The organism is Psychrobacter sp. ANT_H56B, from assembly GCF_008369245.1.
GTDB lineage: Bacteria > Pseudomonadota > Gammaproteobacteria > Pseudomonadales > Moraxellaceae > Psychrobacter > Psychrobacter cryohalolentis.
In genome coordinates this window covers 363,369-389,547 of record NZ_VOBF01000001.1, presented here as the reverse complement: position 1 = coordinate 389,547, position 26,179 = coordinate 363,369, and the positions used below count along the sequence as shown (strand labels likewise).

Below are 26,179 nucleotides of genomic sequence, written 5' to 3'. Positions count from 1 at the left end.
ATGAGAAAGATACTTATGCATTATATGACCCAAATTTAGGAGAGGTGATTACTACGACCAGACTGAGCGCAGAAGTCCACGTAGCTATAGCAGTGGATGTCGCTACTCAAGTCTATCGGTCTTACACCTGTTGATATCTGTGCGCTTATTGTCCTGTGGAATTTTCTAACGGTAGCTACTCTTGGAAATTAGCCTTTGCATTGGCTGCAGGCTGTACCGTACTGTTAAAACCAATAAAGAATGTCAAAACAATAAAACCGCTAAGATATTTCGATAGCGGTTTTATTGTCTATATTGTGAGCAGCTTAGTATTGAAAACTATGCGATATTAACCGAATACTTTCATGCGCTCTTCAACAGGCTTAAACGTTTTGTCGCCTGCAGGCTGTTCGATAGCACCAAATACCATTTGAGCGTTTAGCGTCCAGTCTTTGTCAATATTCCATGCTTCAGCAACTTTGTCATCGATAATAGGATTATAGTGTTGCAGATTTGCGCCAACGTCGATACTGGCCAAAGCCGTCCAAATAACATACTGATGCATCGCGTTGGTTTGATGTGCCCAAATGGGGAACTTATCCGCATATAACGGCGCGTTTTCTTGCATGCTTTTCACGACACTTTGATCTTCAAAGAACATGATTGTACCTGCACCCGCCTTAAAGCCCGCGATTTTGTCTTTTGTTGACTTAAACTTCTCTTCATCGCCAACGATTGCATGTAGCGTCTCTTCAGTGATATTCCACAGTTTCTGATGCTCTTCACCAAACAATACGACAACACGCGTCGATTGTGAGTTAAACGACGACGGCGTATGCAAGATTGCATGCTCAACCAACTTAACGACTTCGTCATTCGATACGGGCAATTGATTGCTCAACGCATAGATAGAACGGCGTTTTTCGGCAAGTTGTTGTAAGGTATTTAGGTCTGACATAGTATTTCTCCACATGGTTAATATAAATTGATTCGAACTAATAAATGATCGGTACTATTAATGGTTATATGCAGTATCTACACTTCCAATAATTATCCTTTAGTATAGATAAATTAAAATGCATTGAAGCGTCCATTAGCTCATTGGTACTTCCATTAGCAATACTTTAGCATCATCGATGACGTCCATCGTAAAGTTCTTAGTATCCCAAACACCAAGGCCATCGCGGGTATCCAAAGTGTTACCGTTTACAACGACTTTACCGCTAATGACAAAGACATAAACACCATTGTTAGGATCTTTTAGCTGATAGGTTTGGGTAACACCTTTATCAAAATCACCCATGCTAAACCAAGCATCTTGATGAATCCATACCCCTGCATCGTCCGCATTGGGTGACAATACTTGATTAAACTCATTTGGCTTTAGGATATCGTCCATACGAACTTGCTGATAACGAGGCTCAACGTTCATTTTATTTGGGATGACCCAAATCTGTAGGAACTTCACCTCTTCTTTGTCATCGCCATTCATTTCACTGTGCGTGATACCAGTACCTGCTGACATTACTTGGATTTCACCGGTTTCGATGATGCCATTATTACCGATGTTATCGCCGTGACCGAGCTTACCCGATAAAGGAATACTGATAATTTCCATATCGCGGTGTGAGTGCTTACCAAAGCCTTGACCACCAATGACGAAGTCATCATTGATGACGCGTAGCGCACCAAAACCCATACGTTCTGGATTATGATAGTTAGCAAAGCTAAAAGTGTGGCGGCTTTTTAGCCAGCCATGGTTGGCATCGCCACGAGAGTCTGCTGCATGATAGATCGTTTTCATAATTTATCCTTAGATATTAATAGGTTAAATGTCTATAAATTTATTATTAATTAACTTGTTTAAACAATGGGTCTATTATAATTGTTGTCCTATAATAGATAAACAACGTTAACTGCAATTAACTATTCTTTTTTTTAGAACAATTGTATGGCAGAGATAGCGCCACATATTCATAGTGGAACCATGGATTCTATAACAGGGTCAGTTGCATAACGGTTGCTATAAACCCAAAAATCCATTACGCGATATGTTGTAAAAAGTCTTTATCACGCGCCCTAACTGATAGATACAGCACGGGCAAAACAAATAAGCCTACTGCCCAAAAACTTAGCTGCATATATAACAATGCACCCACTAATGCACCTACTAAAAAGCTAGATACCAATACTGAGCTGTGTGCCAGTTTTTTGCGATTGTCGGCTGTGCGACTGACCAAGTAATCGGTCAGATTGATACCCAGTTGCGTAGTATTACCCGTCATCAATACTGTCGGACTCATATGCTTAATCACTGTTTTACTAGCGGTATTACGAATCGCCAGCGCAATTAAGCCTAATCCACCCGTTATCGCCACGGTTATATCACCAGCATCGACAAAAGGCTGATAGTACAAACCGGCAATCATAAAAGTGGTCAGAAAAAATGCTTCCGTTAAGAATAAATGGCTCAGCGTTAGCTGTTTATTTTTACTATGGTCAATAAATATCTTGGTCACCATGACCGTCAAAATAAATAACGGTAAGGCGGCAAGTTTAATCCATAGACCGGCTTCACCTTTAACCAAGCCACTGCCCGCCATCACTAAGTTACCCGTGACATGTGCGGTGAAGAAACCAAATAAGGTGATAAAACCAATGGTATCAATGGCACCGCCAACCACTGTCAATAACACAGGCGTTTGATGACGCTGCCAAAAACTTGGTAAGTTATCATTAGATGGGCTGTGAGCGTTAGTTGTCATGATAAGGAGCTGTCATAAGTATAAGTGAGTATAAATACACGTTTAACCATTGTTTTCTTATTTTTAGTTATAGGCAATTATCTACGCGTGTTGCTGTGATCAATCGAATAAGCGCCTGCACCATGAGCAAAAATCATCAAGAAACCACCTGCTATCGCGATGTTTTTCATAAACGGGTTCATTTGTGATTCATCAATCCAGAAATGATGGAAAAGCAGTGCTGATATAATGTTAAAACCCACGAACAATAACGCAATCAGGCGTGCTTTAAAACCAAGCAAAATAGCAATGCTACCAAATAACTCAAGGGCAATCACCAACGGTAATAGCATACCCGGTACGCCCATCGACTCCATATAACCTTGAGTAGCAGCGTAGCCTGTGATTTTGGTAAAGCCTGAAAAGATAAAAATCATTGATAAAAATAGGCGACCAATTGGGGCGCTAAGCTCTTGTAATTTATCCATAGTAATTCTCCAAAAATGTCACAATGTGGATCTAAATCGTTTGTATGTCGCTAAGTAATGATTATATTTTAATTGTTGACCATGTATAGATAAACCGTAATAATCGCAAATAACAGTTCTTATTTAGAGAACAGTCAAGGAGCATCTTATATGGGACAATTAGAAGACATGGCAATGTTTGTACGCATTGTTGAAGCCGGTAGCATTACCAAGGCTGCCGAACAACTAAATATTGCCAAATCAGCGGTTAGCCGTCGCCTCAAGGATTTAGAGACGCGGTTAGGCAGTCAACTTATTAGCCGCACCACGCGCCAATCCAACTTAACCCAAGCCGGTGAGCAGTATTACCAAAAGGTGAACAATATACTGAGCGAAGTTGACGCCCTAAACGAAGAAACCAGTGGTGCGCCTACGCGTATCGAGGGCACCTTAAAAATGACCGCGCCATTGTCATTTGGCTTGATGCATCTAAATGATGTCATTGATGAATATGCCAATCAGCATCCCAATTTGAACTTTGAGCTCGATTTCTCTGATCGGCATACAGATTTGGTTGAAGAAGGGTTTGAATTGGGGATTCGTATTAGAGAACTGCAGGACTCGAGCTATCAAGCCAAACGTCTGGCGCTAATTCGCTATACCTTATGTGCCAGCCCTGAATATTTGAGTAAAATGGGCACACCAACTACCCTAGAAGATTTTGCCAAGCATGAGTTTTTACAATACGGTCTAAACAAATCCAGCACGATAGAGCTCATAGACGAGCAAGGTAAAAAGCACCAAGTCGCTATCAACTCAAAGATAAAGGTCAATAATGGCGACTTTTTACGAGAAATGGCGGTAAAAGGTCATGGAATCGCTTTTTTGCCCAATTTTATTACTTACAAAACCTTAGCCAGTGGTGCACTTGTGCCCATCATGCAGCAGTATCAATTACCGACTTTAAATGCTTATGCTGTTTATCCCAAAAACCGATTTTTATCGCAGCGCTGCCGTTATCTAATCGATTTTATCGCTGAGCGTTTTGGCGATGATCCTTATTGGGATCGTTTTTAACTTTGTTTATGCGTTGGTGTTTGTTTTGCTTAAGTTTGTAATGCCTGTATAGATTCGCTTAGAGCAACTTAGTAGGTGTTAAATACTTTCCCATGGCACTGACAACGACTGCTCTTAACTAAATGAGTAATTATTAGTGGTTATTTTTGATGTCTCAAAATGTCTGAATAAAAATAATTAAAAACAACAATGCAAATAATGTTTTAGGTTAATGTGCCGTGTCTTATTGCTATCACCGCGATAACTATTACATCCCGTCAAACCTTCTTTGCAAAATTACAAGACTTCCTCTTTAGTCAAACTTAGACCTGCTTTAACGACGAAGATTTTATATAGCCTTTTGTGTCCATCGTGTCGATACCGCTGCTGCTGACAGTTTTAATGTTGGTATCATGAACGATTTTTTCCAGCATAAACCTTCTTTGGTTTTTGACGACTAACTTTAACATAGCGTCCTTAGTATGTCATTTTACTGCCAGCCTAATGTTGCACCATGCTCATCTTGGTGCGTAAATAAAGGGTGCGCGCGCGCTTCCTCTAGTGTAAGAACTGGCGTAACGCACACATCTGCCGATTCAAAAACCTGCTGCCAGTGAGCAAGACCATAACTGGCAAAGGTATCAGCGACCAATTGCGCCGCTTCTTGGCTGTCTCTGGTATTAGGCATGACACCCATTTGCCAATGCTTAGTTTTGAGCTCAGGTAATTCTAATACGTCACATAAACCTTGCCAAAACTTCAGCTCTAAAGAGCCGACTGCCATATGACGATCATCTGCTGTTTTGTACAAACGATAGCAGGGTAGTAGACCACCTAAAAAATCATGCTCCGGCTTTGGGTTTTTACCAGAAAAGCTTGCAACCAACTTACCAGTTGCTTTTGGCATGACCAGATGCTGATACAAGCTATGGGTCATACTGACCGCAACGTGACGACCTTTACCCGTGCGCTGTGCTGACAACACGGCAGCCAAAAGGGTAATGACTGCCGTATCACTGCCGCCTGCCAAGTCTGCAAACTGGATATTAGGCATTGCTTGATCACCATCTGCGGTTTTGAGCTGATCAAGCACGCCGCTCATCGCCATAAAGTTGATGTCATGACCAGCTTTATTAGCCCAATCATGGGTAATGCTCTCGCCATCAACAACGCCATAACCCGTAATCGATACCATAACCAGCTTTGGATTAATAGCATGCAGGGTCTTAGCGTCCAGCCCCATACCTTCAAGCACTTCGGGGCGAAAACTATCAAGCATCATATCGGCATCTTTAAGATGCGTTTTGATTGTTTCAATACCTGCTGAATCACGAAAATCAACTTTTTGAGTCTCTTTACCATGGTTTAACGCGGTGAAAAGCTCGCCAAAGGCGCGGGCAGGATCACCATTAAGCGGTTCAATCTTAATAACATCCGCGCCCAAGTCAGCAAGCAGTCGCGTGGCAAATGGTCCTGGGAGGCTGCGCGTCAAATCAACAACGCGCAGCCCCTCTAGGCAGTTTTTCATAGTATCAGCTTGATTAGCCATCAATAAACTCCTCACCACTTGAAGCCATATCCACTAATATTTGAGCCGGTTCAAACCGCTTACCATATTTGCTAGCAAGCTCGCGGCTACGTTCAACAAATTTATCAACGCCTACTGAGTTGATGAACTGTAATGTACCACCTTGGTTCGGTGCAAAGCCCCAACCGAAGATTGAACCTACGTTTGCATCAGCTACCGTACGTACGACGTTTTCCTCGAAACACTTCGCAGTCTCATTGGCTTGCACGTAAAGTAGGCGGTCTACCAAGTCTTGCTGAGATGGCTGCTCATCTGTCGTTGGGTACAGTTCAGTGAGCTCAGACCATAAATGCTTTTCACTATTTTGCGGATAGTCATAGAAGCCTTTAGCAACCTTTTTACCTTCACGGCCAAGTTCTTTGACCATTTTTTCTACCACTGGCATGGCTGGATGCGGTGTAAAGGTTTTGCCTTGCGCTTCTAAGGCACGCTTGGTTTGCTGCATGACATGTAATGATAGGCTTAGTGACACCTCATCTTGCAGTGCGAGTGGCGGCATCGGCATACCTGACTTCATACCAGCCACTTCGATGCTGCGTGGGTGAATACCTTCACTTAACATGGCAATACCTTCTGAGACATAAGTACCAAAGACGCGAGAAGTGTAGAAGCCTCGGCTGTCATTGACAACGATCGGTGTCTTACCGATTTGACCGACATAATCAAAACCTTTAGCCAAAATGGCATCATCGGTTTCTTCGCCAACAATAATCTCAACCAATGGCATCTTATCTACTGGAGAGAAGAAATGTAGACCGATGAACTGGTTTGGACGCTTGCTAGCTTTGGCCAGTTCAGTGATAGGCAATGTAGACGTGTTTGACGCATAAACGGTATTTTCTGGAATTACTGCTTCAGCATTACGCGTGCATTCAGATTTAATGTCTACATCTTCGAATACCGCTTCGATAATTAAATCACAGCCTTCTAAATCGTTATAAGACGTTGTGGTTTTAATAAGGTCTAACAGTGCTTGTTTTTTCTCTTCCGTTGAACGACAACGGCTGATCGCCTTGTCTAGCAACTTAGTAGAATAGTTTTTGCCTTTTTCAGCGCCTTCGATAGCCGTATCTAACAGCACCACTTCCATACCCGCTTTAGCTGAGACGTAAGCAATACCAGCACCCATCATGCCAGCACCAAGTATGCCGACTTTGCTTACTTTAGAACGCTCAAACCCTTCTGGGCGTGACTGACCTTTTTTAATGCTATTTAACTGTGTCCAAAGCGTATTTATCATATTTTTGGACGCGTCTGATAATACACAAGCGACAAAAAAGCGTGATTCGATTTTAAGACCGTTATCGATATCGGTTAGGCAGCCCTCAAATACGCTAGATAAGATATGGGTGATTGCCGGATAATTGCCGTGTGATTTTTGATTTGCCATCGCTGGCGCAATCGAAAATACTTGCACTATTTTAGGATGCTTGCTGTCACCGCCTGGGATTTTAAAGCCTTTTTTGTCCCATGGCTGCTGCGCTTTTGGGTTTTCATTAATCCACGCTTTAGCCTTACTGATAAGCTCATCATTGTCATGAGCCACGTCATCGATAAGACCAATGTCAATCGCTTGCTGTGCGCTAAGCGCTTTGCCTTGCGTCATCAGCTCAAGTGCTTTTTGAATACCAATCAAACGTGGCAGACGCTGAGTACCGCCACCACCAGGTAATAGACCAAGCTTGACTTCAGGTAAACCCAGCTTGGTTTTAGACGAGGTCTTTGAAGAATCAATAGCGATACGATAATGACAGGCTAAAGCAAGCTCTAAACCGCCACCTAGTGCCGTACCAGTAATGGCAGCAATCACTGGCTTACCTGAATTTTCAAGTTTACGCAGGCTAGTTTTTAAGTCCTCAACCAAGTCAAACGCTTGCTCAGCAGTTTCAATAGTGGCCAGTTGGTTAATATCTGCGCCAACTACAAAGGTTGATTTACCAGACGTTAAAATCAAACCTTTTGCTTCTTGGTCGTTGACAAAAGCATCAGTCAATGTGGCAAAGGCGTCATTAAAGCCATCACCGATGACATTCATTTTACGATCTACTTGATCGATAGTAACCGTAATAATACCGTTGTCTGATTCTGCTGAAAAACTGTTTAATTCATTAATGGCATTTACGCTGTTTGTGTTCATTCGATATCCTTATTTTCTATGCGTAGGTTTGTCCATATATAGGTAATATTTGAGGCTTAAACACGCTCAATGATGGTAGCAATACCCATACCACCGCCGACACAAAGGGTAATCATTGCTGTTTTTAGATCGCGGCGCTCAAGCTCATCAAGCACCGTGGTCAGCAGCATTGCGCCTGTCGCACCCAGTGGGTGACCCATAGCGATAGCGCCACCATTGACATTGACGATATCAAGCGAGAGACCAAAGTCATCAGCGGTATTAAGCGGCACAGCAGCAAATGCTTCGTTGATTTCCCAAAGGTCGATATCAGCAGCAGTCATACCGGCTTTAGCCAGTGCTTTTTTACAAGCAGGGGTAGGGCCAGTCAACATGATGGTTGGCTCTGAGCCAATCACAGACGCCATGGTGATTTTAGCGCGTGGCTTAAGACCTGCTTTTTCGCCAGCAGCTTTACTACCCACAAGACACAATGCTGAACCATCAACGATACCCGATGAGTTACCAGCGTGGTGCACATGGTTAACGTTTTCAATAGTGGTGTATTTATCAAGAATAACGCCATCGAAGCCCATTTTGCCTGGCATTATAAATGATGGGTTTAGGCCTGCTAACGTTTCCACTGAAGTGTTTGGACGAATGGTTTCGTCTTTGTCTAATAGTAATAAACCGTTTAAATCTTTTACAGGAACCACTGATTTATCGTAGTAGCCTTTTTCCCATGCAGCCGCTGCTCTTCTGTGTGACTCTGAGGCAAACTCGTCAACGTCTTTACGACTAAAACCTTTTAAGGTAGCAATAGTATCAGCGCCAACCCCTTGAGGTACGAACTGAACGGCATCGTTTACTCGTGGATCCATATACCAAGCGCCGCCATCCATACCCATTGGTACACGGCTCATTGACTCAACACCACCGGCAACGACTAAGTCCTCCATGCCAGACATGACTTTGGTTGCCGCAAGGTTAATGGATTCTAAACCAGACGCACAAAAGCGTGACAGCGTTAACCCTGCCACGCTCTCATGCCAATCAGCGTCGATAACGGCGATACGTGCGATATCAGAACCCTGCTCACCGACTGGTGTCACACAGCCTAAAATGACGTCATCTACCAAACTGGTATCTAAATTATGGCGTTGTTGCATCTCTTTTAGTAGCGTGCGTACAAGCCAGATAGGTGACGCCTGATGGAGGGAGCCATCTTTTTTACCTTTGCCGCGTGGGGTGCGGATAGCATCATAAATATAAGCGATCTCAATCATAATAAATCCCTTTAATATTTCATTATTTAAGAACATTTGGCTTAATAATATTCGTATATTGGCTGGCATGTATTTATTTGCATGTAGCGGTTTTCATAAAGCGGCTTGGTTTCACCCAACGCTATTACATAAAGCGTGAGGCCAACTCCTTCATAATCTCATTAGTGCCGCCGTATATTTTTTGTACGCGAGCATCAGCATACATACGAGCGATTGGGTACTCTGTCATATAGCCGTAACCACCAAATAACTGTAAGCATTCATCCATGACATTGCACTGTTTTTCGGTCACCCAATACTTGATTAATGACGCTTGCGGTGCGGTTAAGGTGCCATTAATCATCGCTTCAACAGCAGAGTCACACAAAGCTTTTACGGCTAGGTAATCGGCCTGAACTTCAGCCAGCTTAAAGCGCGTGTTTTGGAACTTCCAAATTGACTTTCCAAAAGCTTCACGCTCTTTTACGTACTCAAGCGTCAACTCTAAAGCCAGCTTGATAGCACCGCAACCACTTAGCGCAATAATCAGGCGCTCTTGCGGCAACTCTTGCATCATTTGGATAAAGCCAAGACCTTCAACACCGCCTAATACATTTTTCTGTGGGACACGGACGTTACTAAAGAATAGCTCTGAGGTATCTTGAGAAGATAGACCGGTCTTTTTGAGGTTGCGACCACGTGAGAAACCTTCTAGAGCGTCAGTTTCGACCACAATCAGGGAAACACCCTGAGCGCCCTGATCGCGATCCGTTTTGCAAGCTAAAACGATAAGGTTGGTATGCTGACCGTTAGTAATAAACGTTTTTGAACCATTGATAATGTAGTCGTCGCCATCTTTCACCGCGTAGGTTTTTATTGCCTGTAAGTCAGAGCCTGTCGTTGGTTCTGTCATCGCGATAGCGCCAACAGATTCGCCAGTAGCCAGTTTAGGTAGCCATGCTTTTTTCTGCTCTTCAGTACCGTGCTTTAAAATATAGGGCGCTACAATACCTGAGTGAACCATACCACCAAAACCAGCTTGGTTAGCCTGTGCCTGAGCTAACAAAATAGCGGCTTCGTGACCAAAATCACCACCGCCACCGCCATATTCTTCAGGCATTGACGCACATAAAAAGCCCATATCGCCAGCCTCGTGCCAAGCTTCACGGTCGATCATGCCGTTTTCACGCCACTGCTCGTCTTTATCTTCCCAGCTTTTAAACATCTTCAAAGCACTGTCATATACCATGCTGTGTTCTTCGGTCATCCAGTTTGAGGCAAAAGCTTCAATACTCATGTTGTCCATCCTTGACATTGATTATATAGAAATTGAATAAAGGGTAATTTATATTACCCTTTAGTTCAGTATCAAAAATTCTTTAAAATAAAAACTTATAGAAGATATACTAGATGACGAAAATGCTTTATTCAACACGTTTAAAATAAATGGTAATACATCTTACCTTATATAAAATTGGCTTATTGAGTAAAGTGATTGACTCTAGTCTAAGTAGATTATAAGGGAGTAAATAGTAATGACAATGAAGGCGGTCAAGCAAAAGGATGGTATTGAGACCTCTCAACATTTAGCGCCCTTATCAGATATGCGACCTGCCACCTTGGATAAGATTGAACAAGCGGTTCGTAAAGTGTTTGCAGGCTTCGACCCTAGTGAAGTAACGATGGCGCAAATCGCTAAGTCTGCCAACGTTTCATTGCAAACGCTTTATAAATATTTTGGGGACAAGCAAACTTTGTTTAACACCATTATGGATATCGTACTTGGTAGGTTGGCGACGCGGATCATGGACCATTTACAAGGGATTGATAGCGTGAAAGATCGATTGCGCAAGACACTCTGGGTATGTTTTGATTTTGTCGACAGCCATCCAGATGCAGTGATGGTGCTGTCCTCGATATCGGTATCCCGCATTCGCAGTATTGCTATTTATGAGAATAAAGAGCTGATTGGTGCATTTTTGGATGTATTAGAAGATGGTCAAAAACGGGGTGTATTGAATGACAGTGTGCCGCTATATATTCTGTTTGATGTTTTTATGGGTTTTATCAGTCGTTTAGGCTTTATGCATATTATGCGGCAGAGCAATACGCCGATAAACGCAGAGTTTGACGCGCTATTTGTGATTTTATGGCGAGCTATCTCTAAGCCTGAGACAGAAAAAGTGTAATGGTTTATCGCCTAGACCATAATAGAACCTGACTTTCTAACAGCGTCTCCAATCTTAACTTTGATCGTTAGACAGTCATTCCATTTTGATTAAACAGTAAAAGGTGTAATTACTATCTAGTTTACTGTTATTAATCTCAGTTTGCTATAGACCTGCTCGGACTACTACAGACACAAAAAAGCCCTTATGCTATTGAACATAAGGGCTAATCAGTCATTCTCGGACTTGCTTGTACTACTAATTGGTACCGGTGGTCGGTACCGCGGTCTGTAGGTAAGTTGTTGATAGTTATTGTCTTATTTTTTTAACCTTAAAAAAATGTACACCGCAGTGTACATAAAGTGATCATTTCATTGTTTGTGGACAACTAATTATTGGTTGTAGGTAATTATAATTAATTTGTTGTTTGAGATATATTTTCATGCTCAATTAAGCTTTCTATCATTTCTTCAATACTCACACTGTAGTCTTCAGACATCTTTATGAGTTTATCATAGCTTTTTTTGGATAGCTTGATAGCTTGATAGCATGAGGTTCATCTAGTATACCAGTTTTAGATGCGTTAATTAAATCATAGTTATCAGATAAATAACTGTTAACTATCTTGATATCTGTCGATTTTGTCTCTTCAATAATTTTATCTAGCACTTCATAATTTTTCTTAAGTATCTTTACATATCTCTCTTTTGTTAGAGGTTTTGATTTATCATAATTGAGCTGGGTTCTCCAAGCATTCCTCATACTTGATATAACGTAATCTCTTGGGCGATACCATTTCTTGTCCCTAGTACCAAATTTTTCATTAGGCACATTTGACAATAAATCCAAGCTTGCAAGTATCTGCTGATATTTCTCATTTGTACTTTCAGGAAAAAATATTCGTTCTAGAATAATACCTCCAAATTTTTTGTCATCTAAATAATTATGCATCCAGTCTATCTGCTTTTTATTAGATGGATCAATCCAGCTAATATCCTTCTCAGCAGTTCGATTCTTCAAATATAAATCTTTCACAAATTCTATATGCGCTATCTTGGCGTCACCATGTATGTCTCTAAACCAAGAATACTCAGGCAGTTTTTTACTGTAGTTCCTGTTAAATATATGGATTTCATACCTTAAGGTCTCTGTAACATTATTAATTAAATCTACCTTGCCCTTAAAAGTATTGTTATGAAGTTGATCTATAGCCAAGAAGGCCACAAAAAGTGTGCTTCTCAAGTCTTTTTCGAACCAGTTGAGATATGTATCAGGAACACAATAATTTAATTTATGGTAAATAATGTCATTAAAAGCTTCTAACGGGAGCTTGCAACCTCTCAAATATTTAGCTAAGAAAGTTGGATAGTCACTGCCGGAAACGCGAGGTAAGTCCCAGTCACCGTTTAGTAGAAACATTCTAATTAGAAGGAGCGACTTAGCCTCATCTTTACTCATACTTTTAATAATGCTGAAAAAATCTTCATATAAAGATTTCTGAATTCTAGCTTCGCTTATAAACACCTTCGATACATAACTGAGACGTTGCGTGCCGAAATATTTAACTGAAGGTGGATCAAAAACCGCAAGCTTAATATTATCGTGCACTCTAACTTTATACTTGTCATTCATACTGAATTCAGCACCATCCATAATTAAATCCTAATATAAAAAACTAGCAAAATAATATTAATTAACTAGAATAAACCTATTTATTATCTAGCACAACTATAGCTGTAATGCCTCTAGAATAGACGAATATATAGCTAAATAATAGGTTTATTATATAAATAAAATATTATTTAACGCCAGATCAAATTAAAGCTTCGAGTGACCACAGAAAGCTTAACTCCATCTTCATTACTTTAACGCATATTGAGGGAGTTTTTATTTGGCTATGTAAGGATATACAGGTTATTGCAGAAGTGAATTCTGGCATCCTTAGTTGGTACTTATATTCTTAACTACTCAAGATGACAGACTGAGTGTTAGCCCTACACTTAAAAAAAACTGACTAACCTGAATATATGAACCACTAATTCATAGGAGCAGGAACATGTCATATCTACACCTCAATCAACCTCTAATCGTCTCTAACATTGATAAGCTAGTTAAAGGAGTACTGTTCAATCACATCAGTTTTGAGGAGATAAAGAAACAGCTAAACGACTTATACGAGCCATTCATGGACATCTTCGATGATGGCCTGTTTTATTCTGAAACCATCCATGCGTTTATTGACAGTACCGAATCTATCATGGGCGACTCATCGGCGTATGAGGTTGTTTGGGATCATGACAAAACCCAACGATTTATAAACACGCTGTTATCGTATAAAAACGATATTGAGGAAGAAACTAGAGCATGGCGCTATAACGAAGGTCAGAATAAAAACAATCTAGTAAGCCTTGTGAGAAACCTTACTGACCAGTATTCAAAACTGCTATTCGTAATGGTGGATTTAAAGTACGCAACAGAAACCAGCCATCATGTGACGATAGATCGTTTCAATGATCACATGAAGAAAATCCGAGAGCTTATCAGTAACAAAAAGACGTGTTTTGAGCATGTGCAAGGTTACGCATGGGCATTAGAACAAGGCGGTAAGAACGGTGGTCTACATTGTCATCTCTTGCTTATCTACAATGGCTCAGAGCGACAAAGAGATGGTTACTTAGGTAAAGCGGTAGGAGAAAAGTGGCAAAGCATAACGGGTGGGCTTGGGACTTACTACAACTGGAACACTCCAGCAAATAAGCAAAAGTATGCAGATAGAGGGTTGTTAGGCATTGGTATGATTCATCGTGACAATCCACTTGAAGTTGAGAACTCCCAAATAGCATCCTCCTATTTGGCAAAAACTGATAAGTGTGAGCAACAGCTTAAGTTGTGGTTGCCTGGCATGCGTACCTTTGGTCAAAGTCGGTTCAACGTATCTTGGCGTCGAGGCATAAAGCGATAGCAAAGTAATTTCAGATATATATTATTTTAATGAGATGGCGCGTTTGTAGTCAATACAGCGCCTAACCCAACATATTCAGGTCTGCCTCGTGCAGGCCTTTTTTATGCCCAAAATAAATAGGAGCCCTTATGAAACCCATCTGTCCATGCTGTCGCTCATCTGCCGTCTACGAGCTGAGTGATGGTGCTAATAACACGCTTATAGAAAGCCTGTTCTCTCCTGCCATGCTAGTCAGTCTTGGCGTCAGTATCTGTAAGACCCTTAAGTTTCATCCAGCTATCGGTGCTGTGGCAGGTATTGCCTTAGCTGCGGTGATCGAGCTTGCTCAACCGAATAACGCTTTACCGATGCTTGCGAACAAGCAGTATCGCTGTAGTAATTGCACTCACGTTTTTAGTAGCTTCAATTAACCAATTTATCCACTTAATTTATTCAACAATAAAAGGAATATTCTCATGGCACATTTAATCGAAACAATGGCATACGTAGGCGAAACCCCTTGGCACGGCTTGGGTAACGAGTTATCCCCTAAGCAGCCTATCGAGGTATGGGCAAAGCAAGCTGGGCTCGATTGGCGTATCGAGTCATCGGATGTTAGCTACATGGCGAACAACGACAAAGGACATAACCTGATTCTGCCCTTTGCTGAGCAGAAGGTGTTATACCGTAGCGATAACTTCGAGCCGTTATCGGTAGTCAGTCAGCGTTATCAGGAGGTGCAGCCGCGTGAGATTCTTGAGTTCTATCGGGATCTTACGGAACAGTCTGACTTTGAGTTGGAAACTGCTGGGGTGCTCAAAGGCGGCAAAAAATTATGGGCTTTGGCTAGGACAGGCCAGTCAGCAACGCTTAAGGGCAAAGATGTTAGTAATGGCTACTTATTACTGGCAACCGCTTGTGACGGCACTCTGGCGACCACAGCACAGTTCACATCAATCCGTGTGGTATGCAATAACACCCTAGCGATTAGCTTGGCTGACGGAAGCGGAGGCGTGGTGAAAGTGCCGCATAGCACCTCATTTGATGCCGACAAAGTGAAGCAGCAATTGGGCGTGTCGGTCAAACAATGGAATCAACACAGTTATGAGATGAAGCAGTTATCAGAGCGCCGAGTGACCCAAGCAGAAGCTGCCAATTATTTAAGCCGTGTATTTAATGATCAGGACAACGACATAATCTTGTTTAACAGCGCTAAGAAAGAGAAGGATGCGGTGCCAAACGCAAAAGCGATGAATAAGGTGATGAAGATGTTTAATGGTCAAGGTCGCGGAGCGGATCTTGATGCAGCACGTGATACCGCTTACGGCTTGCTGTGTAGTATCACTGAATATGTGGATCATGAGCGCAGGGCGATGTCGAGAGACCATAGATTAGACGGTGCATGGTTTGGCTCTGGCGCTAAGCTCAAGGAAAAGGGTTTAGAGGAATCGCTGCTGATGCTGGCTTAATTCGCTAAACCTTAACGTTTATAACACAACCAACCACGCTTAAAGGCGTGGTTTTTTTATGCCGTCTTTTTAATAAATAGTATTAACCAATAACCAATCTAATGAAGGAATTTATTATGAACACAATCGCATTGAACCATATCGCTCAGCTAAGAAAAACCAAGCGTGCAACCGTTAAGGTAAAAACGCCCAGCACCACAAAAGCCAATATAGATAGTGAAACACTAAAGCTGTCTGCCAATCAATCAACCACTGCAAAACGTCTGGTCAACACCAAAAACTTAAGTCATAAGAAATGGCTTGAGGTACGCAAACAAGGCATTGGCAGCTCTGATGCCGCAGCTGCGTGTGGTATCCATCCATACTTATCGATGCTTGAGCTGTGGATGATTAAGACCGGTCGTCTGCACTCACATTTGAACGATGATATTGATGGCTATTCGCCCCTGTACTGGGGCAATACGCTAGAGCCGATGGTCGCTAAGTACTATCAGCAGCACACAGGCAATAAAGTACGTCGCGTCAATGCAATCTTGCAGCACCCCGATCCTGATAATCACTTTATGCTGGCAAATCTAGACTATGCCATCACTGGGAGCGATGAAGTGCAAATCCTTGAGTGCAAAACTGCAGGGGAGCATGGAGCCAAATTATGGAAGCATGACGTGCCTTTGTATGTGACTTGCCAAGTGCAGCATCAGCTAGCCGTCACTGGTAAACAGGCTGCTCATATCTGCGTGTTAATCTGCGGACACGAGGCTAAGATATTTAAGGTTGAGCGTGATGAGCGCTTGATTGCATCCATCATCGAGCATGAGCGTTTGTTCTGGCAGTATGTGGAAACCGACACACCACCAACGCCTGATCATTCTGAATCCGCAGCTCGTGCATTAAAGCGACTTTATCCAACCCCTGAGCCGTCCAGCAAAGTTGATCTAAGCGAAGATGACGGAGCCAATAAATTGTTTGATCAATTACTGAGTTACCGTGATTACATGCAGGAGTTAGAGCAGCGTCATGACCAAGTGAAACATCAGCTGCAAAGCTTAATTCAAAATAATGAGATTGCGGTATTTGAGAAAGGCGCGATTTCTTGGAAGCGCTCGAAAGACAGTGTCAGTCTTGATAGCAAAGCATTAACCAAAGCGCATCCTGAGTTGCTTGAGCAGTATAGTAAAACCCGTCAAGGCAGTCGTCGCTTTGTCATTCTTAACGATAACTAAGCCATTACTCAGTCATCAAACATAATCAATAAATTAACCCACTCAATCAAACAAGTGCATAACCGCCCACCCGTCATAGGTGGGCTTTTTTATGGCTAACTAAAATATAGAAGGAACATCACCATGATTAAAGGTCTCACCATAACCCCGCCAGTTTTAGGTCGTATCAGCATCGGACGTGTCATTCAAAAGGATGGCAAGCGTTTACCTGCCAAAGACGATCAATTCACGATTACTAGCCAAGTACAAAATAAAGACGGCTGGATCAATCACCCACTCGATGAAAAGCTACGCGCAAATAATGAGGGTAAGCTGAGACAAATACCGGTGCGTATGCTGTTCAACGATCCTGAACTAAACCTACGAGCGGAGTACACACTATTTGATAGACAGACCGGACGTCCACTATGCGTGGGTGACGGTGAGCAATGTCAGAGGCGCACAAACAAAGGCGTTGAAAGTCATCCTTGTCCGTCTCCTGACCGCTGCCCATTGGCACAAGGCGGTGCTTGTAAACCTTACGGTCGTCTGTACGCCAATCTCTCTGAAGACGATGAGCTTGGCACGTTTATCTTTCGCACGACTGGCTTTAATAGTATTCGCACACTTGCAGCACGGTTAAGTTACTTTGCTGCGGTGTCAGGCAATAAGCTGTCATGTTTACCACTGCAACTCACCTTAAGGGGTAAAAGCACGACGCAAAGCTATCGGACACCGATTTACTTTGTGGATCTAACACTACGAGATGGTATAAACCTAAAGCAAGCAGTGCAAGATGCACAGGCGATTGATGCGGAGCTTAGTGAACACGGCTTTGATCAAGCGGCATTAGAGGAAGCGGCTAAGGCTGGTTATAACAATTCGTGCTTTGAAGTCGATAGCGATAGCCTACTAGATGTAGTCGAAGAATTTTATCCAATAGAGACAGAAGATAGGAACAGTCAGCAAAGCTTTAATAATGGTATTGCGACGCACAGCGTCAGTAGTATCGAGCAAGGCTTGCGCAAAAGTGTGACGGCGGTAAGTTAAATCTATCAAGACAGATAGGTGACATAAGAAGGAGCTGAATAATCAGCTCCTTTTTTTTATTGCTTCAAACAAGACTAGAGGACGGACCGTATAGGATGCCGTAAAAAAATATGGGACTCCCTAACTGTATGAGAGGAAACGCTCTCATTAACTTATAAGGAGCAAATCATGGAAAATTTAAACTCAGTACAGCCAGTAATTGAGCAATGCAATCATATACCGCAACTACTGAGTATCAAAGATGTAGGCCATTATACTGGTCTTAGTCGTTCTACGATTTATGAGATGGTCAATGAAAAATCTGATCGCTATGATCCAACGTTCCCTAAGAAGGTACAACTTACACAGGTGAGGGTAGTATGGGTAGCAAGCGAGATTGCAGAATGGATTAATACTAAGATTGCTGAGCGCTCGTCTTAGGTTTAACAAACCGTCCTAGCTCTAATAGTAGGGCGGTTTATTTTTTTGTATTTTGGGTTTTTACATTCAATGAAATTATTATCAATAAGTTAATAATTTTGATTCTTTATTCATTAAGTTAAGGTAATAAATAAACAGTTATAAACATAATCGCTCTAAACACTTTGATATTGATAGTTTACCTATGAATGCCTTGTTAGTGTCAATTAGTGCTTTTATCTGTATCGAGAACCCTTTTTTTAGAAAGTATTATGGCAGGTAAAGAGAGTATGCATATTATTCCTGGTAATATCGATACCGACAATGCCACTGCTAGCAATGCCGAAGGTGATTGTTGCTCAATGACTGTACTTCCAGAACCTTGCTGAAAGCCAGCCACTTGTAAAATAAGACCTGCTAAGCCTGCGCCCAAGGCTAAACCAATTTTCTCGCCCCAAATCCATATACCAGTAAACGCACCCTCATCATCAACACCTGTTTTTTGTCTTTGTTGCGCAATAATATCCGGAACAATCGCAAAGCAAAATAATTGCTGACCAGCATTGGCTATACCAAATAATATTACTGCGAACCAGAATCCGACAGGACCATACATGGCAAGCCAAAGTGAAGCTGTAGCAGCGCTATAAAGAATAGTCGCAACGACGAAACCGTTGTGCTTACCGATGCGGCGCGCAAGCCAAGTCCAACACCAAGTGGTAGCAACTGTTAATAAAGTTAAACCTAAGAATAATTTAGAGATAGTCTCAGGATTATTACCTAACCAATACTTGCTATAAAATGGCAGCATTGCTGTGCTTAACGCGACTGATAGCATTTGAATTAAAAAAGCTATCCATAACCAGCTAAAGGCTTTATTCCGAAAAGGAGCTAGAATCGAGCCACTTTTTACATTTAACTGCGAGCGCTTAATCTGAGATCCACCAGTACCAATCACAGCGCTAGCCATGCCAGCAAATGCAATTAAAGCAATGATAATGGACATGTAAGTATAACCATCATACCCGCCACCTTTACTTGAGACTAACAGAGGAGCTACTGCTCCTGCTAATAGAAAACCTAACGCTAAGATAGCACTACGCCAAGCGGCTATTCGCGTACGAGTATGCGGATCGTCTGTAACTTCTGCGAGTAATGTCGCATAAGGGACTGTAAATAGTGAATATCCCGTACTTGTTAGCGTATAAAATACTACTATCCATGCTAGGGTTGATTGCCAACTTGATAGATTCGGTGGCGAAAACATCATAACAAAAGCAATTGAGAATACTATAGCTCCGACTGCCATAATTGGACGTCGTCGTCCCCAACGAGTATTAAGACGATCGGACCACCGTCCTAGTAGAGGATCAAATACTAACTCCCAAATTTTAGGAATAAGAATTCCTAACCCTGCCGCACCAGGGGGAATGCTTAAAATTTCCGTCATGAAAAAAAGCAGTAAAATTTGAGGTGTTAATATGAATATGGCAGGTCCAAGACTCCCCATGCCATATGAAGGAGCAAACCAGCGAGTTGGTAACCCAGATGCTGTAAGTCGATTTTGATTCATCCTTTGAATCTCCTAAGATTAAAATCCTTGTTATATTGAAAAGCTATGTGTCTACATCAGCAAACCTAGTGTTTTTGCTCTAGCCACCGCCAAAGCTCGGCTATTAACCTGAAATTTTGCATTGATACGCTTCGCATGAGCCTTTACGGTATGAAGTGAAATTGATAAAATTTCTGCAATCTCAGCATTTGAATGACCTTTAGCTATCAGTTCTAGAACAACATGCTCACGTGGGCTTAGCAGTGTTTCAGTACTTGCAGTGATGGTTGTAGGGAGTACTTTCGTCTTTGGATTCTCATTAAACGCTATAGCGGAGTTAGAATGACCCTCTAATAGAATCTGGCCTTGTCCCTGACGAATCGCCATAACCGTTGCAGAGGCGAGCATACGTTCGGCTTGCCGTATGTCACCACGTTGATGACGCGCCTTTCCAAGTGCCATCAAAGCTTGACTCACAATAACTTGAAAGCCGAATCCTTCAGCTTTTTCTAAAACCTGAGTTAATACTTGTATGGCTTTATCTAGTGACCCCTGAGAAGTTAGAGCCTGAGCATGTAAAAAGCTCATCAACGCAAACAGTTCAGGAGTAGAACTAGGAGGAGTAAGTGAAGTTGGGTCATTATACTTTTGCCACAGACGCTCTAAAATATTCATAACAGGTTGGTATTGTTGGGCTAATAGCTCAACACTAGCTTTTCCTACGATAAGTACACTACGATATATCGGCTCTGATACACCTCGTGCATATAAGGCTCGTTGCACTTCAGCTAGTCGCTGCTGTGCCTGTTCATGATTACCATTACGCGCATCTATCTGTGCTAATAAGATATAACTATAAAAAAATACTGGTGTGCCAGATGCCATTGATAACTCTTGTCCTTGCTCTAAGGGTAGTCGAGCACCGTCATCGTCACCTGTTAACATTAATAGCCATCCGTGGCGTATACGTTCTGAACCGCTGAGCAGGGTAGAACCGCCACTTTGACCAATTAGTACTTTAAGCTTATCTAGTACTTGCAAAGCTCTATGCAAATGACCTGCTAACTCTTCAACTTGCACTTGATCTAATAATAATTGACATTCAAGCAGCATCTTGCCTTTAAGACGAGCCAATTCTAATCCTTGCATTTGGTGACGTTGAGCTTGTTCATACTGACCTAAAGCCAACTGCGCCCGCGTCATACAAGAAAAGCATAGAATCATTTGAGTCCAGTCTTTATTTTTATTAAGCTCAATCAAAGCCTGACTACTCAAATGACAAGCTTCTTGAGCTTGTCCTCTATGCAAAGCCAACTCAGCTTGTATAGCCAATTTGCTTCCAATCCACTGCTGTTGGTTTGGAAGAGTAGACAAATAACACTCAGCCAACTCTAAATTACCAGCCATAATTAAAGAACGAGTTGCAACGATTAAGGCTTTAGGTTGATGAGTAAAATCATCTACTTCTAATTCATTAAGACCAGATAAAATAAGAGATAGATTGTTTTCAGCAAATAGTTGATTAAGAGCAACTTTAGAAAGTGCCTTTACGGCACGAGTAGTATCCGAAACCCTAATAGCATAGCTAAATAAAGTTAAGCTTTGTTCGCTAAGATCAAGCCAATCGAGCACACCAATTAATGCTTTTTTAGCATCAGGGTAACGTTCTCTCAATACCGAGCGTAAAGGCTCATATACAGTAAAACGATTAGTACTACCTGGTAACGTGCGTAGAAAGGATTGTCTCGCTATCAGTTGCTGTAATGAGAACTTTTCTCCAGATATTACAGAGCAAATCGCACTATCAATAAATGGGGCATGTGCGATAACGTTAAGCAAATGTCTATCAGACAAAGGCATTAACCCTAATACTTCTTGATCAAGGTAATCGAGTAAATATGGAGAACGGTGTAGATTGGTTTGCGTATGAGATTGGTGACTAGTTTGGGCATAAAGAAATAAACGAACTCCTGCAACCCAGCCATTTGTTTGATCATATAAGCTTTTAGCACAGAAGCTTTCTTCAGGAGACATTAAAGCTAGTATAGAAGTGAGTTCTGGCACTGTGAGCTCTAAATCCTCACTATTTAACTCTATTAGTTGCCCCTCTAATAAAAGTCGGCCAAGAGGCCACTTTGGTTTATGACGAGCCGTTATCAACCACTGGCTACTACTCTGTTGTATAAAGTCTAGTAACCAATCATCAGTATCAGCACTAGGCCGATAATCATCCAGTATAATTAAAGCGTTAGAACAAGCGTCTAAAGCTTCAAGTAAGTCTTCACATAACCTGTGATCCTCAGTTTCCGGCAGCCCTAGAGCTGCCGAAATCTGAGTCATGATGAGCGCTGACGTCAACGGCTGATTAGAGGGTAGTGAAATTCTTAGCACTCTAAAAATACTGTCTAGTTCAGAGAACTGACGTGCTAATACTGTCTTACCGAACCCAGCTGGAGCGCACAACAGCCTAATTTGAAGTATTTTTTCTGGCGCCAAAGCTGTCAGTAAACGCGGACGAGCAATGACACCATCGAGAGTACTAGGAGAACTTAAATAATCCATAGCAAGATCTCCTTATTTAACCTTTAATACACGATTTAAATACCAGACTCACAAGTCACTGTTAATCCGCAACCCTGTGCGCCTGTAAACCCATCCAAGAGCTCGAAGAAAGCGTCAGGATCTACTGCTTGTTCAGGAGACATCACACCAGTACCTTGAATTTTATTATTTAAGAGTAAAGGTAAAAACAGAGCCAGTGGAATACCGGTCACTGCACTCATCCCACCAGCAGGAACTGCTTTAAGAGTGGCACCAACACGAAGCGGAAGACCGTCTTTTGTTCCTTCAGCATAAGCTACGATACCTAGAGCATCTCTTTCTTCAACTTCATTTAAACGCTCTCTTCTTTTTTCACGACCGCCATCACTCATGAGAGCGGCAGCAGCATCTATAGTCATAGAGCCTTCACGTACATGATTAGATATCGTCTGCAGATCATCAATGATAGCTTCAACGCCAAGCATACCGTTCATACAATTTTTTAAGTCTGGGAATTTACGTGGGAAAGTCACTGCTTCAGGATGACCAATGCTCCATAAATCTAGTGAACCATAACCTGGGTAATTAAAACTACGTTTCTCCAAAGGCATGTGATCCTCTACGACTCCGTCTTGTACTAAAGGGATTTTCTCTGTTAAACAATGAACTAAATGTACCGCGGCTGCATCCGCACTCGCAGCAGCTTCGCCTTTTTCAAAGAAACCGTCATCTTCATTATGAGCATTGGATAAGCGCCAAGCAGAATATAGGGTATCAACGTGATCCAATTGTTGGGTGGCTTTCATCGCTAGCATATTAGCGATACCAGGACTGGCTCCCAAACCGATAACTGCTGTAACACCTTTATCAACAGCTTGCTGATGTAAATCCATCATTTCTAAAGTAGGTTCCCAATCATCACAAATATCGCAATAATGCTTACCTTCATCAATAGCGGCTTGTAATACAGGTACACCAAAGCGAAAGAAAGGTCCTGCCGAGTTAATAACGACATCACACTCTCGAATAGCAAGTCGCATCTCTTCAATGTTAGTAATATCTAGATACTGAGCAGAAAAACGTTCGTCCTCTAAAGAAGATGCAAAACGAGATGCACGATCATAGTCTATACCCGCAAGTACTACTTGCTCTATAAAATCAAAGGTTTTCATAGTTCGTACCGCAGCACGTCCCATACTACCGCCACCACCTATTGCTAATACTTTCATTATAATTCTCCTTGAAGTTGAATAAGCCCGCACGTTATATATGTCAGACTAAATGTTGGCTAACTACGTAGCCAATTAAAATTTCACACCCATACTTAATGAGACAAAGTCTCGGTCTACTAGATAGTTGTAGTCACCACCAAAATAGTTTTTAGTTTTTAATGTGGCCTCATAACGATCTTTATAAAGAGCCGTCAAAGAAAGCTCAACAGATTTAGAACCTTGGTTGAAATTAGGTCCCCAACCATTAACATCATGACCCCATATCAGCATTGGTCGTAAATTGACACCTGTATTTCCTACATTTGGAAATTGTGTAATAAGAGCAGCACGATAACCCCAAGAGTTTTTACTATAAAAACCGTCGCCATTACAATATTGTGGGTTGTCTACATTAAGTAGCGTCTCACAAACTCCTTCAGCTCCTACTTCACCATAACCATAAAGAGAGTCGCGTCCAAACCGAACTGCACCCGGTCCGGTCTTTAAGTCACCTATATGATTCCCAGCAATTTCACTTCTAAACAAAAACCATTCTGTACCAAATGCACCAGGTAAGAACTGACTAAAAGCAAGCTGAGCTTGAGACAGGGGTAGGCGATCGTAACCCTTAACATAAGTGTCCTCTGCTATGCTACCTTTGCCTTGGATCACCGTAGGACTGATCGGCTTACCGATAATTTCCTGAGAAATACTATCGACACCCAAAGCTGTGTAGGTCAAATCAGTACTATTAATCTGTAATGGCATATTAGGACGTATACTCAACTCACCAGAAAATTTGGTAGTGCCATCTGCTAATTCTGTTTTAAAGGTAGCGGCATATAATTCTACATTCTCAGGGTATTCCATTTTGTAGCCAGCCATAGGTGAATTGCCAACTAAGTCAGTATCAAACAGCGGGTTTTTTACATCCAGAATGCTACTAGTGATTACACTATAATAGGGAGATCGACTATGATAGCGAGTAGCATATAAATTAAACTTGGTGTTTTTAATGGCAGGATTGCTGAAGCCTAAAGCTACACCGTATTCGCCACCGTCTTTAGGAGTATTGTTTTCTAGGCGGGGGATGTATAGATAATCGGCATCGTTTGGCCGAAAATCGCTGCCGTAGATAAGATTACCTGTGTTACATCCAAGTTGAGCGACATCTGTCGTTGAAAAGAAAGTACCACAATTGCTTAAAACTGTATCTTGCCATTTAGATTGATAGAATAAATCTATATCCATATTTGGGCTTAGCTCTTGAGTGAGCTTAATCATTGGAGCAGGGATAAGAGACTCTTCTAAAACCGAACCAGGCCGACGGTAGGCATTACCATCATAAGCATATAAATCATTTAAAGCATGAGTATAATCATCATCACCCCAAGTAACGACCTGATTACCGACACGAATTTCACCATCTAGTTCATTGAGCTTCCAATGAGCAAAACCATAAGCATCTAATAATTCAATACCTGAAGTTTGGGCGTGAGAGTCGCGGCCCTCATTACTGATATCATATAAACGCTGGGAATGATTCTCTTGCTCAATATCGTGCCACCACTTACCGCGTGCAAATAAACCTACATTCTTATACTCTAATTTTAGATCGTGCATTCCTTTAATGACTTGTGTATAACTATCGCCTTTTTCAAAGTTGAGACGGTGATCATCAGAAGATAGGGTAGATGCCGTTCCACCATTACCTACACCAATCAAAGATGGGTCAGGATCAGCTATTGACCATCCAATACCAGCACTGATATTACTTTCTAGCTTTCCATGTACTGGTCCGTTTTCAAATTCAAACGCTAATGCAGAAGAGCTTAATAATAGCCCGTATGCTGCTAACGCCAAATTACCGTGAATCATTATTTTCATAATCAGTACTCCCTGTACTTTATTGAATAAAAGTATTCAACTCACAAGGAATATATTAGGTAATGCTTTACCGCGATAAAATTACTCTAAAGAGTAATTCACTACCCCCTCTTTTTATTATTGATCTAAAAGACATTATAAATGTCTTAGTCGTTCAACTATGTATGCGATCTAAAAGCTGGGTTCTGATTGCTACGATCCAACGTTCTCAAAAAAGGTATAACTTACGACGGTAAAGGTAGTGTGGGTAAAAGTGAGATTACTGGATAGGTTAATAGTAAAGTTGACGCAAGAACAGATTAGCCTGTGGGTTAGCCACTTCGCTTCTAAGTGAGGTGGTTATTTTTTTGATAAACTTGTCGCTTGAATAAGTTTCATTAAGCTAACTTTAGCCAGCCGTGTATATTTTTTATTCAAGGAGGAGGTGACAACTATCACACGCTATAAGTGATATTAGGAATATTCAAAAACTATTTTTCTTAAACAAATTTAAAGCAGGAGATATGGGATAGCCTATTAACTAGGCTTGAGGATTTAGCATTAA

21 protein-coding genes are annotated in these 26,179 nt (G+C 41.7%); 8 read left to right on the top strand and 13 right to left on the bottom strand.

What is annotated here, in order from left to right:
- Positions 1-328: 328 nt before the first annotated feature.
- The 4 genes from FQ082_RS01525 to FQ082_RS01510 form a co-directional block, all read right to left on the bottom strand.
- Positions 329-937: a nitroreductase family protein gene (locus FQ082_RS01525; RefSeq protein ID WP_149409524.1), complete on the bottom strand. Its 609-nt coding sequence runs from the start codon at positions 935-937 to the stop codon at positions 329-331.
- 135 nt (positions 938-1,072) lie between these two features.
- A complete protein-coding gene (locus FQ082_RS01520) occupies positions 1,073-1,783 on the bottom strand; it encodes a pirin family protein (RefSeq protein WP_149491779.1) in 711 nt (236 codons plus the stop codon).
- A gap of 238 nt (positions 1,784-2,021) precedes the next feature.
- Positions 2,022-2,744, bottom strand: a complete 723-nt coding sequence (locus tag FQ082_RS01515; RefSeq protein ID WP_149491778.1) for a YoaK family protein — start codon at positions 2,742-2,744, stop codon at positions 2,022-2,024.
- A gap of 77 nt (positions 2,745-2,821) precedes the next feature.
- Complete coding sequence (locus tag FQ082_RS01510; RefSeq protein ID WP_149491777.1) at positions 2,822-3,211, bottom strand: DoxX family protein; 390 nt, start codon at positions 3,209-3,211, stop codon at positions 2,822-2,824.
- A gap of 150 nt (positions 3,212-3,361) precedes the next feature.
- On the opposite strand from FQ082_RS01510, the gene FQ082_RS01505 reads away from it, so the two are divergent.
- Positions 3,362-4,267: a LysR family transcriptional regulator gene (locus tag FQ082_RS01505; protein WP_020443688.1), complete on the top strand. Its 906-nt coding sequence runs from the start codon at positions 3,362-3,364 to the stop codon at positions 4,265-4,267.
- A gap of 469 nt (positions 4,268-4,736) precedes the next feature.
- Here FQ082_RS01505 and FQ082_RS01500 read toward each other — a convergent pair whose 3' ends face one another.
- The 4 genes from FQ082_RS01500 to FQ082_RS01485 all read right to left on the bottom strand — a co-directional run bounded on the left by FQ082_RS01500 (position 4,737) and on the right by FQ082_RS01485 (position 10,512).
- Positions 4,737-5,795 carry a CaiB/BaiF CoA transferase family protein gene (locus tag FQ082_RS01500; protein WP_149491776.1) on the bottom strand — a complete coding sequence of 353 codons (1,059 nt, stop codon included), beginning with the start codon at positions 5,793-5,795 and terminating at the stop codon, positions 4,737-4,739.
- A complete protein-coding gene (locus FQ082_RS01495; RefSeq protein ID WP_149491775.1) occupies positions 5,788-7,971 on the bottom strand; it encodes a 3-hydroxyacyl-CoA dehydrogenase NAD-binding domain-containing protein in 2,184 nt (727 codons plus the stop codon). Before FQ082_RS01495 ends, FQ082_RS01500 begins: the two co-directional genes overlap by 8 nt.
- Positions 7,972-8,027: 56 nt before the next feature.
- Positions 8,028-9,233 (bottom strand): acetyl-CoA C-acetyltransferase, encoded by a 1,206-nt coding sequence (locus FQ082_RS01490; RefSeq protein ID WP_223145233.1) that lies wholly within the window; start codon positions 9,231-9,233, stop codon positions 8,028-8,030.
- A gap of 127 nt (positions 9,234-9,360) precedes the next feature.
- Positions 9,361-10,512, bottom strand: coding sequence for an acyl-CoA dehydrogenase family protein (locus FQ082_RS01485; protein ID WP_149409517.1), 1,152 nt, complete (start codon positions 10,510-10,512; stop codon positions 9,361-9,363).
- A 238-nt stretch (positions 10,513-10,750) separates the two neighbouring features.
- Here FQ082_RS01485 and FQ082_RS01480 point away from each other — a divergent pair, with 238 nt between their 5' ends.
- Positions 10,751-11,404: a TetR/AcrR family transcriptional regulator gene (locus tag FQ082_RS01480; RefSeq protein ID WP_149409516.1), complete on the top strand. Its 654-nt coding sequence runs from the start codon at positions 10,751-10,753 to the stop codon at positions 11,402-11,404.
- Between the two features lie 480 nt (positions 11,405-11,884).
- On the opposite strand, the gene FQ082_RS01475 is transcribed toward FQ082_RS01480, so the two are convergent.
- Entirely contained in the window at positions 11,885-13,036 is a 1,152-nt protein-coding gene (locus tag FQ082_RS01475; RefSeq protein WP_149491774.1) for a hypothetical protein, read from the bottom strand.
- A 403-nt stretch (positions 13,037-13,439) separates the two neighbouring features.
- Between FQ082_RS01475 and FQ082_RS01470 the strand changes: the two genes are divergently transcribed.
- The 6 genes from FQ082_RS01470 to FQ082_RS01445 all read left to right on the top strand — a co-directional run bounded on the left by FQ082_RS01470 (position 13,440) and on the right by FQ082_RS01445 (position 18,465).
- Entirely contained in the window at positions 13,440-14,345 is a 906-nt protein-coding gene (locus FQ082_RS01470; protein ID WP_149491773.1) for an inovirus-type Gp2 protein, read from the top strand.
- Positions 14,346-14,473: 128 nt separating this feature from the next.
- A complete protein-coding gene (locus tag FQ082_RS01465; RefSeq protein ID WP_149491772.1) occupies positions 14,474-14,755 on the top strand; it encodes a hypothetical protein in 282 nt (93 codons plus the stop codon).
- Between the two features lie 45 nt (positions 14,756-14,800).
- Positions 14,801-15,793, top strand: coding sequence for a DUF932 domain-containing protein (locus tag FQ082_RS01460; protein WP_149491771.1), 993 nt, complete (start codon positions 14,801-14,803; stop codon positions 15,791-15,793).
- 116 nt (positions 15,794-15,909) lie between these two features.
- Entirely contained in the window at positions 15,910-17,016 is a 1,107-nt protein-coding gene (locus tag FQ082_RS01455) for a YqaJ viral recombinase family protein (RefSeq protein ID WP_149491770.1), read from the top strand.
- Between the two features lie 123 nt (positions 17,017-17,139).
- Positions 17,140-18,045, top strand: coding sequence for a hydrolase or metal-binding protein (locus FQ082_RS01450; protein WP_149491769.1), 906 nt, complete (start codon positions 17,140-17,142; stop codon positions 18,043-18,045).
- Between the two features lie 168 nt (positions 18,046-18,213).
- Entirely contained in the window at positions 18,214-18,465 is a 252-nt protein-coding gene (locus tag FQ082_RS01445; RefSeq protein WP_149491768.1) for a helix-turn-helix transcriptional regulator, read from the top strand.
- Between the two features lie 202 nt (positions 18,466-18,667).
- On the opposite strand, the gene FQ082_RS01440 is transcribed toward FQ082_RS01445, so the two are convergent.
- The 4 genes from FQ082_RS01440 to FQ082_RS01425 form a co-directional block, all read right to left on the bottom strand.
- Entirely contained in the window at positions 18,668-19,954 is a 1,287-nt protein-coding gene (locus FQ082_RS01440; protein WP_262498131.1) for an MFS transporter, read from the bottom strand.
- A gap of 114 nt (positions 19,955-20,068) precedes the next feature.
- The gene (locus FQ082_RS01435) at positions 20,069-22,558 is read right to left on the bottom strand and encodes a LuxR C-terminal-related transcriptional regulator (protein WP_149491766.1); all 2,490 of its coding nucleotides are present in this window, start codon (positions 22,556-22,558) and stop codon (positions 20,069-20,071) included.
- 35 nt (positions 22,559-22,593) lie between these two features.
- A complete protein-coding gene (locus tag FQ082_RS01430; protein ID WP_149491765.1) occupies positions 22,594-23,766 on the bottom strand; it encodes a saccharopine dehydrogenase family protein in 1,173 nt (390 codons plus the stop codon).
- Between the two features lie 75 nt (positions 23,767-23,841).
- Complete coding sequence (locus FQ082_RS01425; RefSeq protein ID WP_149491764.1) at positions 23,842-25,635, bottom strand: DUF1302 domain-containing protein; 1,794 nt, start codon at positions 25,633-25,635, stop codon at positions 23,842-23,844.
- Positions 25,636-26,179: the final 544 nt, after the last annotated feature.